The organism is Arthrobacter sp. 9MFCol3.1, assembly GCF_000620385.1.
Taxonomy (GTDB): Bacteria; Actinomycetota; Actinomycetes; order Actinomycetales; family Micrococcaceae; genus Arthrobacter.
The window spans coordinates 26,731-41,178 of the sequence record NZ_JIBJ01000003.1 but is presented as its reverse complement, the minus strand read 5'-3'; the positions used below and the strand labels follow the sequence as shown (position 1 = coordinate 41,178).

Annotated in this window: 17 protein-coding genes; 8 read left to right on the top strand and 9 right to left on the bottom strand. The window is 66.0% G+C overall.

What is annotated here, in order from left to right; translation table 11 throughout:
• Nucleotide 1: 1 nt before the first annotated feature.
• Nucleotides 2-880, bottom strand: coding sequence for an FAD binding domain-containing protein (locus C560_RS0100240; protein ID WP_018772819.1), 879 nt, complete (start codon nt 878-880; stop codon nt 2-4).
• A 131-nt stretch (nt 881-1,011) separates the two neighbouring features.
• Here C560_RS0100240 and C560_RS20790 point away from each other — a divergent pair, with 131 nt between their 5' ends.
• Nucleotides 1,012-2,001 (top strand): LysR family transcriptional regulator, encoded by a 990-nt coding sequence (locus C560_RS20790; RefSeq protein WP_043422209.1) that lies wholly within the window; start codon nt 1,012-1,014, stop codon nt 1,999-2,001.
• A 124-nt stretch (nt 2,002-2,125) separates the two neighbouring features.
• Complete coding sequence (locus C560_RS0100230; RefSeq protein ID WP_018772821.1) at nt 2,126-2,443, top strand: DUF6457 domain-containing protein; 318 nt, start codon at nt 2,126-2,128, stop codon at nt 2,441-2,443.
• Between the two features lie 368 nt (nt 2,444-2,811).
• On the opposite strand, the gene C560_RS0100225 is transcribed toward C560_RS0100230, so the two are convergent.
• Nucleotides 2,812-3,447 carry a LysE family translocator gene (locus C560_RS0100225; RefSeq protein WP_026536665.1) on the bottom strand — a complete coding sequence of 212 codons (636 nt, stop codon included), beginning with the start codon at nt 3,445-3,447 and terminating at the stop codon, nt 2,812-2,814.
• A gap of 173 nt (nt 3,448-3,620) precedes the next feature.
• Nucleotides 3,621-4,439 (bottom strand): alpha/beta fold hydrolase, encoded by an 819-nt coding sequence (locus C560_RS0100220; protein WP_026536664.1) that lies wholly within the window; start codon nt 4,437-4,439, stop codon nt 3,621-3,623.
• 96 nt (nt 4,440-4,535) lie between these two features.
• On the opposite strand from C560_RS0100220, the gene C560_RS20785 reads away from it, so the two are divergent.
• A complete protein-coding gene (locus tag C560_RS20785) occupies nt 4,536-5,600 on the top strand; it encodes a hypothetical protein (protein WP_043422205.1) in 1,065 nt (354 codons plus the stop codon).
• A gap of 27 nt (nt 5,601-5,627) precedes the next feature.
• Here the strand turns inward: C560_RS20785 and C560_RS0100210 are convergent, their stop codons facing one another.
• The 6 genes from C560_RS0100210 to C560_RS0100175 all read right to left on the bottom strand — a co-directional run bounded on the left by C560_RS0100210 (nt 5,628) and on the right by C560_RS0100175 (nt 10,527).
• A complete protein-coding gene (locus tag C560_RS0100210) occupies nt 5,628-6,497 on the bottom strand; it encodes a patatin-like phospholipase family protein (protein WP_155855719.1) in 870 nt (289 codons plus the stop codon).
• 403 nt (nt 6,498-6,900) lie between these two features.
• Nucleotides 6,901-7,428: a DUF427 domain-containing protein gene (locus C560_RS0100205; RefSeq protein ID WP_026536662.1), complete on the bottom strand. Its 528-nt coding sequence runs from the start codon at nt 7,426-7,428 to the stop codon at nt 6,901-6,903.
• A gap of 173 nt (nt 7,429-7,601) precedes the next feature.
• Nucleotides 7,602-8,537 (bottom strand): polyphosphate kinase 2, encoded by a 936-nt coding sequence (ppk2, locus tag C560_RS0100195; protein ID WP_018772827.1) that lies wholly within the window; start codon nt 8,535-8,537, stop codon nt 7,602-7,604.
• A gap of 210 nt (nt 8,538-8,747) precedes the next feature.
• A complete protein-coding gene (locus C560_RS0100190; protein ID WP_026536661.1) occupies nt 8,748-9,515 on the bottom strand; it encodes an SDR family NAD(P)-dependent oxidoreductase in 768 nt (255 codons plus the stop codon).
• 133 nt (nt 9,516-9,648) lie between these two features.
• Entirely contained in the window at nt 9,649-10,083 is a 435-nt protein-coding gene (locus C560_RS0100180; protein WP_026536660.1) for an SRPBCC family protein, read from the bottom strand.
• Between the two features lie 81 nt (nt 10,084-10,164).
• A complete protein-coding gene (locus tag C560_RS0100175) occupies nt 10,165-10,527 on the bottom strand; it encodes an ArsR/SmtB family transcription factor (protein ID WP_026536659.1) in 363 nt (120 codons plus the stop codon).
• 343 nt (nt 10,528-10,870) lie between these two features.
• On the opposite strand from C560_RS0100175, the gene C560_RS23685 reads away from it, so the two are divergent.
• The 5 genes from C560_RS23685 (at nt 10,871) to C560_RS0100150 (ending at nt 14,382) form a co-directional block, all read left to right on the top strand.
• Nucleotides 10,871-11,335, top strand: coding sequence for a YegP family protein (locus tag C560_RS23685; protein ID WP_043422202.1), 465 nt, complete (start codon nt 10,871-10,873; stop codon nt 11,333-11,335).
• A 52-nt stretch (nt 11,336-11,387) separates the two neighbouring features.
• Complete coding sequence (locus C560_RS0100165) at nt 11,388-12,065, top strand: PAS and ANTAR domain-containing protein (protein WP_026536658.1); 678 nt, start codon at nt 11,388-11,390, stop codon at nt 12,063-12,065.
• Nucleotides 12,066-12,220: 155 nt separating this feature from the next.
• A complete protein-coding gene (locus C560_RS0100160; protein ID WP_026536657.1) occupies nt 12,221-12,838 on the top strand; it encodes a TetR/AcrR family transcriptional regulator in 618 nt (205 codons plus the stop codon).
• A gap of 195 nt (nt 12,839-13,033) precedes the next feature.
• Nucleotides 13,034-13,405: an ArsR/SmtB family transcription factor gene (locus C560_RS23525; RefSeq protein WP_051082213.1), complete on the top strand. Its 372-nt coding sequence runs from the start codon at nt 13,034-13,036 to the stop codon at nt 13,403-13,405.
• Complete coding sequence (locus tag C560_RS0100150) at nt 13,402-14,382, top strand: TIGR03086 family metal-binding protein (protein ID WP_026536656.1); 981 nt, start codon at nt 13,402-13,404, stop codon at nt 14,380-14,382. The genes C560_RS23525 and C560_RS0100150 overlap by 4 nt, the downstream gene beginning before the upstream one ends.
• The last annotated feature ends 66 nt before the right edge of the window (nt 14,383-14,448 follow it).

Here is a 14,448-nt window from a genome sequence, read left to right as displayed (position 1 = left end):
TTCAGCCTTCCTGCGTCTGGGCGGCGCGGGCACAGGCCCGCCGCAGCACCCGTTGGGTGAGCTCATCGGCGAGATGCCGCTTGTAATCGACGGGGCCGCGCTGGTCAGCCACCGGATTGCAGGCCTCCGCTGCCAGCCTGCCCGCCTCTGCGAACAGCTCCTCGTCCGGATGCCTGCCGCGGAGCACCGCGGCAGCCCCGGCCAGGGGGTGGTCAAGGCCCAAGGCTGTGAGCCCGACGGCGGCGTCGTCGACAGTGCCGTCCGCGGTCAGGGTGACGGCGGCACCGGCGGCACCGACTGCCCAGTCTCCGACCCGGCGTTCGACCTTTTCATAGGCGCTGCCCGAGCGGGGGCGGATGCCGAACCTGACTTCGCAGAGCAGTTCATCCTGCCCGACCGCGGTTTCATAGGGTCCGCGGTGGAACTCGGACATGGACAGGATGCGCTCGCCGCCTGGTCCACGGATCACCGCCTCGGCGCCCAGGACATCACACACCGTGGAGAGGTCCTCTGCCGGGTCGGCCTGGCAGAGCGAGCCGCCTATGGTGCCGCGGTTGCGGACCACGGGGTCGGCGATCACGCGCTCCGCGTCCCGCACGATGGGGAACAGCCCGGCGACCTCGTCCGACTCGAGCAGGGTGGTGTGGCGCGTCAGGGCGCCGACCCTGAGCTTGTTGCCGTCACGGAGGATGAAATCGAGCTCGTAGAGGTCATTGATGTCGATCAGCCATTCGGGCCGGGAGAGTCGGAGCTTCATCATCGGCAGGAGACTATGGCCGCCGGCCACCACCCGCGATTCGGGTCCGTACCGGGCGAGGAGTTCCAGGGCGTTCTCCACCGTAGTGGCGCGCACGTAGTCAAATGGAGCCGGAATCTGCATAGTCCCTACCTCACTCCGAAAGGCCGGCGGCGTGGAGTAGCGGCTGCCTAGCGCCGGATTGAGGTCAGTCTTGTCCCGGCATGACTGGGCTGTCAATATCGTCATAAGCGAAAGGTTATGAAGCCGTGGCGATGACATTGGGACAGTTGCGGACGTTCGCCCTGGTGGCCAAGCTGGGTTCCCTCCACGCGGCCGCCGTCCAGCTCGGAGTCAGCGAACCGGCAGTATCGACGGCGCTCGCCGCACTCAGGCAGGATCTGGGCGACCCGCTCTTCGTGCGAGCCCACGGCGGGATTGCGCTGACTCCCGGTGGCCGGGCCCTCGCCGAACATGCCCAGGACATCGTGGGACTGGCGGACCGGGCGCGGTGGGAGGTGGCACATGCCCAGACCGAGACCGGGCGGCTGAAAATCGTGGCGACGGCGCCGTTTGCCGAGCACGCGGCCGGACGCCTGCTGGACCTTTTCACCCGCCGGGTTCCCGGGGCCTCCGTCGATGTGGTGGTGGAGGCGGCCGAGGACATTCCCTCGCTGATGCGGGAACGCGTCTATGACATCGCTTTGGGGGCCAGGCCCGCCGTCCGCAACGGCTCCGTTCCCAGCGGGACTGGGGACGTGGGCATCGACTCCGTCCCGTTCCTGCGGTACCAGCGGATCGTCGTGGCGGCCGCCGGACATCCGATCGCTGCCCTCCACGGGCCGGTAGCGCTGGCCGAACTGGTGCGTAGACCCTGGTTTGCCGGGCCCGCCGGCATCCAGGATGCCAGCGAGGAGGGCCGCTGGCTGGCTGCCCAGTCGGTGGCGCCGGAGATTGTCCGGTTGAGCAGCGAAACGGAGGCCCTGGCCGCCGTCAGGGCCGGAGAGGGAACCATGCTGGCGCTGGGACATATTGTCCGGGCCGAGATCCGCAGCGGCTCCCTGGTCCGTGTGCCGGTAGCCGGAACGCCGATCTCCGGACTCTGGTGGGCCAGTACCCTGGACCGCGGCCGGGCCACCACCATGGCGCGGACCCTCCAACGGTTTGCCGGCACCGCCGACGCCACCGCGGCCATGGTGGCTCCCGGTGGTTCACGCGGGCTGGAGCGGCGGGGATCCAAGTTCCATGTGGCGCTCTGGAGCTGAGGCACCTGCCGCTGTGCCGGCTGCTGCTGTGCTGGCTGCCGCTGTGTCGCGTTGCGCAACGCCGGGGGCGGGTGCTACCCCTTGAGGGTTAGACGATCCATTCACCCTGCGAGAAGGAGTAGCAATGACGTTGTCCCGAGACGAAGACAGCTCGCTGCGGCATTGGAGCAGCCGGCTGATCCAGGCGCTGCAGATCCTCGACCTGGAAGTCGACCACGAAAAGATCGTCCAGGTGGCAGACGAATCGGTCAAAGCCGTCGGGCCGCATGCGGACGCCATCAGTGCGTTCATCGTGGGCTACGCTGCGGGTACGGCGTCCACCAAGGGCCGCAAGGGCACGCAGGAGGCCGTGCACGCCGCGTCGAACAAAGTCATCGAGCTCTGCGAACATGGCGAGTCGGGCGGTCCTGACGAGAAAGGCTGGGCCAAGAGGGCCCAGTAGCGCCGCGCCGCGCCCACCCTAGAAGCACGCCGGACCTGATGCACGGGAATCCTGCCCTGCGCGCGGTCCGCAGCCACTGGACATGCTCCGCGGTGGGGCGCGGGGATGGGCATGTTCGTGTTATGTCCACTCGCCGGGTCCTGGGCGGGGCATGTCCCCGTGCGGGCGCGGTTTGGTGCCAGGTGGGTGCCCGGGGAATTCCTCGGCAATCTTCCCCAGGCGTTCAGCCACGCGGGCGTGTTGGCCAGCGGACTGCGCTGCTGAAGGCGCAGCGGAGGGAGACAGATAGCGAGCGCCGCTCTTGAGTGGGTCGGCCTTTCTGCAGGATAAGGAACTTCACGACTCCGTCGAGGATGGACGAAACGCCGCTACGAGCTGGTGCTGGATGCCAGCACGCCCAGGCCGAGCGCGGCGATGATGCCGCTGCTGCCGCGTTCGAGCCAACTGCTCACCCGGGGGCGCTGCAGCCAGGCCATTGCCTTCGCTGCCGCGACCGCCACGGCCGCCAGGTAGAGGAAACCAATAGCGCTTTCGATGGCACCAAGCACCATGGCGGTGTCCAGCGTGTTGCCGCCGTGCGGAATGAACTGCGGCACGACGGCGAGGTAGAACAGGCCGACCTTGGGGTTGAGCAGTGTGGAGAAGGCGCCGGCTCCGAATCCGGTCCGTCGGCTGTAGCTCCGGCGAGGAGCGTACCCGGCCGCCGGGGAGGCTGATGTGCGGCGGGCCCGGATCAGGGACGAGATTCCCAGATACAGCAGGTACAACCCGCCTGCGATCTTTAGCCAGCGGAACACTTCCGCAGAGTCCTCCAGGACTGCGGCGAGCCCCACTCCCACCAGCGCAGCCCAGATCAGGGATGCCAGTGCCGAACCCAGCGCCGCCGCCAGGCCGGCCCCGGCACTCTGCAGCGAGATCCGCAGCACCAGGAACGTATCCGGGCCGGGAGTGACGGAAAGCAGGAGGCACAGCCCGGCAAAGGCCAGGAGGGTTACGGCGGTCATGCGCACCATTCTCCGGTCGCTGGCCGCCCGACTGCAATCCGTGGCGATGGTCCGCTGCTGACCCTGCCGTACATGACGCCAGTTGGACACGGGGGCGCGGGCCGAGCACCTTGCCCTTGTGCTGCGGAGCCGACGAATAGGGATTCCGCCCGGCATGCGGGCGCCACGGCCCGCTAGGTTGTGTCGTCCAGTGCCTCATGCACGCGGGTGAGCCAGTCGGCGACGAGGGCTTGCACGAGGTGGGGTTGCTCATGGATCAAGGCGTGGCCGGCGCGGTCGAGGACGGCCAACGTGGCGCGAGGGTAGTGCCCGATCAACGCTGAGGGGCCGGTGTGCCCGGCTGTGGCATCCTGTCGGCCGGCCAGGACCAATACCGGATGAGGATAGGCCTTCGCGGCTTCCGGCCGATCCCGCAACTCCCACTGCGAAAAGATCCGCATCAGGCTCGACTCGTCAACGAGTGATGTTGCGGGAGCCACGTACTCCTGGAACCGGCGCAGCGTTTCAGGGGTCTGCACCACGAAGTAGCTGCGATATGTGGCCTCGAGATCCGAGTCGAGTTCGCCGGTCAGATCTGCCGCCGAAACAAGGACCTCGTGCTGAGGCACGTCGCGCGTCTGCGCACCAACCGGGCAGATCAGCGCCAGCCCGACGGCCTGATCAGGTCGCAGAGTTGCAATCGCACGGGCCAGGTAGCCACCGTAGGACTGACCGATGACAAGAAACGGTTCATCACCAATGGTGCTGGCGATAAGGCCGAGCAGAAGGTCCACGACGTCGTCATTGCTCGCGATCGCCTCGGGAGCCGGGGTCCGGCCCATCCCGGGCAGGTCCGGATACAGGCGCCGATAGCCAGGCATGTTGGCGAAGATCGGTTCAAGGGCACCGGCGATCTCACGATGATCCACACCGGCTCCGTGGAGAGCGAGAACCGGCGTGCCGCTGCCGTACTCGGCGTAATGCACCGGCATTCCGCTAACGGTGGACTCCATCTGGCTATGGTAAAGCTCGTCGCGACAAACCCCGCCGTCATCGACGCCACCCCCAACCGCACCAGATAAGGTGCGCTCTGGTGCGAGGATGATCCGATGACGCCAAATGTGGACGTATTTCTGCGCGGACCCCGAGGCCGCCGTCTGTGTCTCGAGCTGGCGATGCAGCTGGATCCGGAGGTCAAAACTGCGGCCTTCTGGCTGGGTTACAAACTTGATAGTGGACCGGGGACCTCGCGGGTCCTGCTGAACGCTGGTGACTCCGGGGAGACCGCGACTCCGGCCTCTGCCGTGTCACCAGAACAGCTGGCTGCCAGGCTCGCTGCCTTGGACTTCATCGATCTTGACGGTGAGCTGGTGCAGGCTGCCCTCGAGCGGTCAGTGGACGCTGCAAGGTACTGGCAGGAGCCCGATGGAGAGGACGTGCTCGCGGATCTCCCGACCGTGACGGCGGCCTTGTGGCCCGTCGCGGAACAGGTCATGGCGTTGCCGGACATCCAGTGGTTCTGGCAGCCTCGCCGGGTGGAGCAGTGGGCCATCGACTGGCGATCGTCAAACGCCCCGGCACCGCTGACGAAAAATCCGCGCCAAATACTGGCCGAGTGGGCCCGAGACGAACGTGCCGGGGAACTGCGGGCCGTGCGCGAACGCCCGGGTGATCCTCGCGCCAATTGGTCAGGAAATTGGTGGTCGGTCCCGCAGGGGCTGCTCCGCACCGTTGGGCAGGTCCCGGCCGCACTGAGCCTCGTGGAAGATTCCCTGGGGTGGGAGCGGGCGACCACGATTCCGGTTCGGGGAGCGGGCCGAACTCTTGAGATCGGCACAGCAGATGACTGGATATCGCTGTGCCGCAGGTTCCCATTGGAGGTCACTGCATCCCGGCGACACGACTGGTTCCGCGTGACCGGACGCCATGGCCGATGGGTCATCCCGGATTGGGAGCAAGTGGCAGGGGAGTGGGACGCCGCGCACCTCTCCGTCCTGGGTTACCTCAACGGCGCGACGCGCCCACTAAGGGTCGACGCCGAAACGGCGACGGTCATCGCCGGCTGGGCCCCGGACAGCACGATCTGGCTCACAGATGTCGCGCACGAATCGGATGGCCCGCGGCAGGCATGGCACCGTGCCTCGCACGGCGACCCCTGGACTCTCGCGCCGTAACTGTCCAAAATCGACAGGGTTCGGGCGTCACCGCCAGATTTCGGCGAGCTGCTCGGCGAGGGCCCTGCCTTGGCTGTAACCAGCTCGCGCCGCGGGGGGACGCAGCGACAGATCCATCGCGTTGGCGCCGAACATGTGCTCGGAGGCGCTCTCCGGGAAGATCGTTTCGACCCTGCTGCCCCCTGCGCGCAGTTCCCGGACCTGGGTCGCGAGATCCATGCCCCACTCCAGCGGCATCCGCGACCTGCCGCCAAACGGTGACAACACGAGCACCCGCCCGCATCCAGCCGCCAGGTCGGCGTTCTCACTGCGTCGATAGCCGCCGTTGATGTATCGGTTCCCGCCGATGCGGTAGCCGTTGCTGGTGCTGGCGGCGACGGCGTCCACCAGATCGATTCCGCTGTGGCGGTCGAACACGACCGGTTCCCCGGTATCCGCATCGACAGCGGTGATCAGTACGGGCTGTTGCGGCCAGTGCAGGCTGGGAAGCCGGACCGCGACGATGTTGCGCCAGCGCCTCTGGCTAGAGCCGTCCGAAGCATCCATTTCGAGGGCCGCGGCGCCCATCCTGCGACGCATGTCGGACGCATCCTCAGCAGAACCGATAAAGCCGTTCGACCACTCCATGTAGGTCTGCCCCGAGAGATTTGGAGCGCGCCCCCTGTCCGGTCCGGAGTGGCCGGCTTGTGGTTGAGGCACCTCGGCGAGGATGGCGGCATACAGTTCGGCTGGCCGTGTCCCGCTGGTGATCTGGGCAGCCACTGTCGATCCTGCCGACGTCCCGATGATCAGATCGGCCTCGGTTACATCCACCCCGGCATCGGACAGGCCGGCGATGAGACCGAGCTCCCATGCATTGCCTGCCGCTCCGCCGCCAGCGAGAACCAAGGCTCGCATGTTTGAGATGCCTGTCTGTCGTGCGGCGTCGGCCTGTTGGCCGGGAGTGGGCCAATTTCCGGGCTGTGGTGGCCGCGTCCCTGCGATGGCAGGGGAAGTTGTCGTCGAGCCGATGCGCGGAGTTGAAGACGGTGTTGTGTTCATGGGAGTCGCCCTTCGCGAAATTGCCTGTGGGGCACTCCCGGGGACGACTACTTCAGTCGCGCGACCGTGGACTTCGGGGGAGCGCCCATTACGGATACTGCGTTCATGGGTCTCACCTCCTGAAGATTGATCACGATCACCGGAAAGCTACCACGCTGGCGGGGCAGGGCACAACGGGCACCACGCCGCCCGCGCGAGCACCGGTTGAGTCGCCACACGCACAGTCAGGTGCACGTCTTCCGGGGCATGGGGGCTGCGCTCACCACCCGGCCGTGCCCGGGCCGCCCTTGAAAGGACCAACGATCCGCGTGGTGATCCAACCACCGTAGAAGTCACCTTCCTGGGAGGTCACCTGCTCGCCGTTGACTTGGCAGGAGTCCATGCGACCCGGGTAGAGCGCTACTCGGGTATTGAGCGCCTCGAACCCCCGGGTGGGTTCGGGGTAGGTCCACCCGGCACGGGGCACGACGACGCCGCCGGCAACGACGTCGAAGTAGTGCGCTTCTCCCTTGAACTCGCAGAAGGTGGTGCCCTCGACCGGGACGAGTGCGCCGGCAGGGAATGAGTTCAAAGGCAAGTAGTAGACAGGCGGATGACTCGTCTCCAGGACGCGCACCGCATCGGTGGTGTCGGCAATCACCTGCCCGCCCAGCCGCACGATTACCCGTTCGGATCGTGGCTCGACCCTTGGCGGTCGCGGATAGTCCCACACCGATTCCTGGCCGGCCTTGGGTTTGATGGGCTGGGGACGCCGGAAGAAGTCGGAAAAACCGTGAGCAGGAGTCATATCCCCATGTTGTCATCTTCTGCTGGGATGCCACCGTGAACGCGACGCATCCGAGCGATCGCCAAGTCAGGGACGACCATGGCGGCACTGGGAAACGAGATCAGATACGTGGTCATTCGCGTCGACTCCTTCTTCGCAGCATGGGGGACCGCATTCATCCGCTTGGCGTGGCGCTAGTCGCCGGCGGCTTCGCGGCCGCGGCGCACGATCAGCCGGTCGGGGCTGTGGACCACTGACGTGTCCTTGTCCTCGTAGTCGAACTGGTTGAGGAAGTAGCGCATGGCGTTGATCCGTCCCCGCTTCTTGTCGTTGAACTTGATAGTGATCCACGGCGCATGGTCCGTATCGGTCCGGAGGAACGTTTCCTCCTTGGCGGCCGTGTACTCCTCCCACCGGTCCAGGGAAGCCAGATCGATAGGTGAGAGCTTCCAGCGCCGCACCGGGTCTATCTGCCGGATCGCAAAGCGGGTGCGCTGCTCGTGGCGTGTCACCGAGAACCAGAACTTGGTCAGGTGGATCCCGGAGTCCACCAGCATTCTCTCGAAGAGCGGGGCCTGAACCATGAAGGTGTCGAACTCCTGCTCCGTGCAGAAGCCCATGACCCGCTCCACATTTGCCCGGTTGTACCAGGAGCGGTCGAACATCACGATCTCCCCGGCCGTGGGCAGGTGCTGGATGTAGCGCTGGAAATACCACTGGCCCAGTTCACGGTCAGAGGGCTTACTCAAGGCCACTGCCCGGGCCGAGCGGGGATTCAGGTGCTCGGTGAAGCGCTTGATTGTTCCGCCCTTGCCGGCCGCATCCCGGCCCTCGAAGACGATCACGTGCCTGAGCTCCTGGTCCTGGCCCCAGTACTGGAACTTCAGCAGTTCAACCTGCAGCCGGTATTTCTCCAGCTCGTACTCCTCGCGGGACATCCGTTCCTCGTAGGGGTAGTCTTCCCGCCACGTCTGCACGGCCGAACCGCCGGGGTGGATGAGTTCCGGATCCTCGCCTTGCCCCCCGCGCACCGTGTACCCCATCTCCACTAGATGGTCGATGGCCTCACGCAGGTTTTCCCGGAGCCAGCCCTGATCCTCGGGTGTCCATGTCCTGTCCGCCGGCGTCATCCCCGGCCTCCTTCCGGCCCCCTCGAACCGACTGCCGGCCTTCCAGCTGCCGGCAACGTTCGATGTTCAACTGCGTACATAGAATGCGACCAGCCTAAGCCGACAGGTGGAGCCCACGATAGGGACGGGCTGGGGACACTTCGCGCCACCAGTCCGGCCGGCAGGGACTACCTGTTCAGGCATGCCAGTAGTTCGGGTCGGTGCTTCGCTTCAGAAGAGCGTGATGCCCGTGAGTTCGGCGAGTTTGTTGGTGAGCTTGTCCTGGAAATCGGCGTCGTTGACCTCCGGGGCCGGCTTCCGTGGCCGGCGGTGGTGCCAGTACATTCCGGAGACCTGCGCGGCGGGGTCACCGCTGACGGCGAGCCAGCCCTGGGTGTCCTGGCCCATGGCGAGGTCGTCGGGGGCGCCGGCGCCTCCCATCTTGGTGGGCACCCAACCGGGGTCAACCGAGTTGCTGAGCACGTTGGTCCAGTGCCGGGCGACGGAAGCGGAGAGTGCGGATACGTAGAGCTTGCTCTCGGAGTAGGCTGCGCTGGCGTTCCAGCTCCGTCGGGTCCAATCGATGTCCTGGAGGTTTCCGCTGGCCGCGTGGTGCATCCCGCTGCTGAGGCAGATCAGGCGGTGGGGCCGCTCGATCAGGGCGGTCAAAATGTAAGGGGCCAGAACGTTGACGGCCAGGGTGCGGGAGTGTCCGTCCGGGGTCGCGACGCGCCCCGGCGAGAGGTAGACGCCGGCGTTGTGGATGACCGCGTCCATCCGCCCGTGAGCGTTCACCTGGGCGGCCAGCTCCCGGGTTTCGGAAGCCCTGCTGAGGTCACCGATCACGATGCCGATGCCTTGCCGTGCGAGTTCGTCGACGGCGGCGGCGCGTTCCCTGGAGCGGGCGTGCAGCAGGACCTCGTCGCCGCCGTTGAGGAGCGTCCGGGCGGTGGCGAGGCCGAGTCCGTCGGTCGAGCCGGTGATGAAAATGCGCGCCATGGGGAGGGTCCTTCAGGTGGTTCGTGAAGCCGACAGGCTGGCGGGGGATACGAACGACGGCGCCGCTCACCTCGCGAGGTGACGGGCGCCGTCGTCGTCAGATCCCGACGTCGAACCGGCCGGTCGCCTGGGTCTAGACGGATTCGAGAACGTTCTTGAGATTGGTCAACTGCGCGACTTCGGCATTCATGGTGCGGACAATCACCGGGCCCACTAGTTTCATGAGTCCCTTGGGCTCCAGGTCCAGGGTGAAGCGAACAGTCGTTCCGCCCGGCACTTCACTGAGCCGGTACGCACCGGCCGGCCGGGCCGGGCCGGCCACGACCTGGAAGCCCAGATGCTTTCCGGGCTCCGCCGCGGTGATTTCGTAGTCCCCGACGATCGGCCGGCCGCCGGGACCCGAGAGGGTCTGGCTGTACACGGCCCCAAGGCGCCCGGGTGTTCCACTCTTCAGTGATATGTCCTGAACCCCCGAGCGCCATGCGCGGTTGTTCAGCCCATCTGCGAGGAACGCATAGACGTCCTCGGGTGAACGGTTGATGGTCGTCTCGTTCTCGGCGTGAGCCATTCATACCCCTACTGGTTTTAATCCGGATGCTTCCAGACCGTTCGATCGATGTTGTCCATACAGTACGGCGTGTGCCGGCATCTAACGGACTGCCTCTTCCGGCTCTTCAGCCATGGGGCTCAAGTTCAAACGGGTGGTGACGAGGAGGGAGCCGAGCAGGGATCGGGCGGCCGCGAGCAGGACATTAACCTCCGGGCTGGCCAGTTCATAGAACAACCTGCCCTCGCGGCGTGAGGGCACAATCAGGCGCTGGCGGCGGAGCAGGCTCAAATGTTGGGAGAGGTTCGATGGCTCAAGGCCTGTGTTGTCGCGCAGTCTGCTTACTGCAACTGGTCCGTCGGCGAGCATTTCCAGCAGCTGGATCCGGGCAGGGTGACCCATGGCCTTGAACAGTTCTGCCTTCACATCGGTCAGGACCGGACTTGCGGGAAGATCATCCGGCATCGGGACTTCCCTCCTTCACTTTCAAATATTCTGAACCGCGCGTCTGTGCGGACTCCGCCGACAGGAAAACTAGCACGTGCAAGACAGAAAAGTCTGTCTTGCGCAGCCCTGATTTCGTAAGTCCGCTTACATATCGTAGCGCCGGACCAATGCCGTGTCGTGGCCGCCGCCAGACAGGGTGGTACCTCTTGCGCACGCGACATGCATAGTTCAGACTTTCATGAATTCATCAATTCGATCCGGCCGGTACGTGTGACTGGCATCGTTCGGGTGGATTCAGGCTGTTCCCGGTGACAACGGCGTCGCCGGGAGCAATCGGGTCCCGGCTGCCCAGGAGGGTTCTATGACAGGCATGTTCGAACTGTTCACCGATTCCGACACTTCCTACCGATTTCGACTTACTGCCCCGGACGGGACCGTCATGGCCCTCTCCAAGCCCTTTCCTGACCTGCCATCGGCCGTGGCCGGGATCGCGGCAGTTCGGGAGTATGCCGGCATGGGGCTGGTCGCGGAAATTCCCGCACCGCGAGATGACGCGCAGCTCCAGTCCGCGGCCTCAGGCACTCCCATGCAGCCCGGAGCGCAGAGGCGCGGAGTCCACGAGGCGCACGTAACGAGCCCGCGCGCCCGGGCGAGGCTGGCCCGGGACGGGGCGCCGAGATCCCCTGAAGGGCCGCCGCGCCTCCGCATCCCGTCCGCAGCGCGCTTCTTGGGCAGTCGCGCTGTGACCCGCAACCAGCAGATGATCGTGCGGTGGCGGCAGGCGCTGGTGGCGCGGACCGCACAGGTTGGGCTCGGCTCATGCTGACCGTAACCCGGGGCCGGGCGCCCGCCGACGGACCGGGCAGGCGGGCCTGGCCATGACGGAGTTGAAGGCGTTGCAGGCTTACTCCAGCGCGCTGGTTGCCGAGGACTGCCTCGCCGGGACCTTTCGCTACGACGCGGTCGCGGGGGAGCTGCAGTGGTCCGAGCAGATTTACCAGATCCACGGCTATCACCGGGGCGAGGTGGTGCCCACGGTGGGCGTCCTGATGCAGCACGTGCATCCTGAAGACCGGAAGCAGTGCAGGGAAATTTTTGAGGATGTGTGCCGTGGCGGAGGGTTTTTTGCCACTTACCATCGTCTCTTCGACGCACGCCGGCGCGAACGCCGCGTCCTGACTGCGGGGGAGGGGGTGCCGGACAGTGACGGGAAGGTCTTGTTCGTCGACGGGTTCATCCTGGACCTCACCAGGACAATTCAACTTGAAACAGACCGGTCCGCCCGCGAGGCTGTCGCCGGAGCCATCGGCACCCGAGGCCTTATCGAACAGGCCAAGGGCATCCTGATGGGAATACTCCATATCGGTTCCGACGACGCCTTCGCACGGCTTTCCACCTACAGCCAGCACCACAACATCAAATTGGCCCACACGGCGTCGGCGATCGTCCGGCTGGCTAACAGCACGCACGAGGCCGCGACCCTCCGCAGCTTCGTCCAGGCATTGGACAGTCGATTCTCGCAACGCCGCGAAAGCGACCGGGTTCTCCATCCTTAGGGGGAATTGGGGCGCCGGCGGGTTTATGCGCCGGTCCGCCGGCGTCGCACCGGCGTCGTACGGGCCGGAAACGCCGGGGGGATCTACTGGAGACTGATAGCACACTCCGGGGCAGACCGGTCTGTACGCCGCGGTCCGGTGTAAAATTTTTTATCATGACTGTCAACGACGCCGAGGGTCCTACGCTGCTGCCTGCCACAGCCATGGCCGGACGCGACGAGCCGGTGGACCGTATTCTCGCCACCGCCTACGAGTTGTTCTCCCGCCGCGGTATCCGCGATGTAGGGGTCAACGAGCTGATCAGCAGTTCAGGGGTCTCCAAGGCAACCTTCTACCGGCACTTTCCGTCCAAGGACGCCCTGGTGCTGGCCTTCCTGGAACTCCGCGACCAGGTGTGGACCGTTGACCTGATCGTGGCCGAGGCCAGCCGGCGGGGCAACACCCCCGAGGAGAGGCTGCTCGCCGTCTTTGACGTATTCGGGGACTGGTTCCAGCGCGAGGATTTCGAGGCGTGCGCGTTTATCAACGTGCTGCTGGAGATGGGCGCCGGGCATCCGCTCGGCAAGGCGAGTATCGATTACCTCAGCCGTATCCGCGGGCATATCCAGGCCCTGGCCGAGGAGGCCGGGCTGGACCGCCCCGAGGAATTTGCCCGGTCCTGGCACATCCTAATGAAAGGCTCCATCATTTCCGCCACCGAGGGGGACGCGCTGGCCTCTAAGCGCGCCCAGCAGATGGCGCGATGGCTCATTGAGCACCACCGGGGCCTCTAGCCGCTGCGCCCGGGGATTCCCCGCCTTCGTTGCCGGCGCCTGACCCGGCTCGCGCCCTAGCGTCCTGAGAAGCCGTTCCGAAAACCGCTGCGCCATGCCCAGGCCGCGGCCCCCAGGAGCGGCGATTTCCGGTCACTGACCCCTTCGTCCGCTGAGTACTTGCAGAATGCGTTAGTCGCCACTAACGTATTATCTGTGTTGGATGCCTTGGAGATTGCTGCGGAGCCGAACCGTCGACGCCTGCTGCATCTTCTCGCCAGCCGCGAACAGGCGGTCGGGGAGCTGGCCGCCCATTTCACGGTCAGCCGCTCCGCGGTGTCCCAGCACCTGCTGTTGCTGGAACAGGCCGGCCTGGTATCAGCCCGCAAAGAGGGCCGGAACAGGTACTACCGACTCGACCCAGCGGGCATGGGCCGGCTGCGTGAACTTGTCGAACAGTTCTGGACCGACGAACTGGATCTGCTGGCATCGGATGCGGCCGCACTTGCCGCCCAGCGTCACGGGCCTCCGCAACATCACACGACCAATTCAGATACTTCGCCTCAAAACAAAGGACCATTCTCATGACGTTCGAGAAAACCATTCACCTGCCCGTCGGCGCCGACGAGGCCTTTGCGCTCATCACCGAGCCGGAACGTCTGCGACGCTGGCAAACGGTGGCGGCCCGCGTCGACCTTCGCATTGGCGGCGAATACCGATGGACCGTCACTCCCGGCCACCACGCCGCCGGCACGTTCCAAGAGATCGAGCCCGGCAAGCGCATCGTTTTCACCTGGGGCTGGGAGTCCGGAATGGACCTGGCGCCGGGCGCGTCCACGGTGACGATCACGCTGGAGCCCGACGCCGAGGGCACCACACTCCGCCTGGTCCATGCCGGCCTCAACGCCGAACAGGCCGCGGCACATGCCGAAGGCTGGAGCCACTACCTGGACCGCCTGATCGCCGAGACCTCCTCCCCGGCCGGCGCCGGTCCGGACGAATGGTCGGCGGCCCCGGACTCGATCGATCACATCAGCTCGGCTGAGGCATCGCTCGCCGTGCTCCTGGGCGTGCTGCGCAAGCTCACCCCGGAGGACCGTGAGAAGGCCACTCCGTGCGAAAACTTCACCGCCCACGAATTGCTGGAGCACCTGGCCGGTTCGCTGAAGCATGTCGGCGGCGCGCTGGGCGCGGACGTGAGCGACGACGCCGGGGCAGGACCGGAAGTTCGCATCGCCGGACTCGCGCAGGCCACCCTGGAGGCGTTCGGCCGCCGCGGCTTCGAAGGCACCATCGACATGGGCTTCGCCGAACTGCCCGCGACCGTCGTCGCCGGGATCGTTAACCTCGAGCTGCTCGTCCATGCGTGGGACTTCGCGAAGGCCACCGGCCAGGAACTTGTCGTCTCCGACGTCGTCACGGATCACATTGAGGCCCTGGCCCTGGTGACCATCTCGGATCAGGTCCGCGCCAGCGGCAGCTTCGCCGCTGCCCAGCCGGTCACGGAGGCCGCGAGCAGCCTGGAGCGCCTGATCGCGTTCACCGGCCGGACCGTCACCGTCTGACAGTTGCCTAACTACAGCCGTCAACTCGCCAAGCAGCACCCGCACCTGAACATGCCGGGCGGCTGC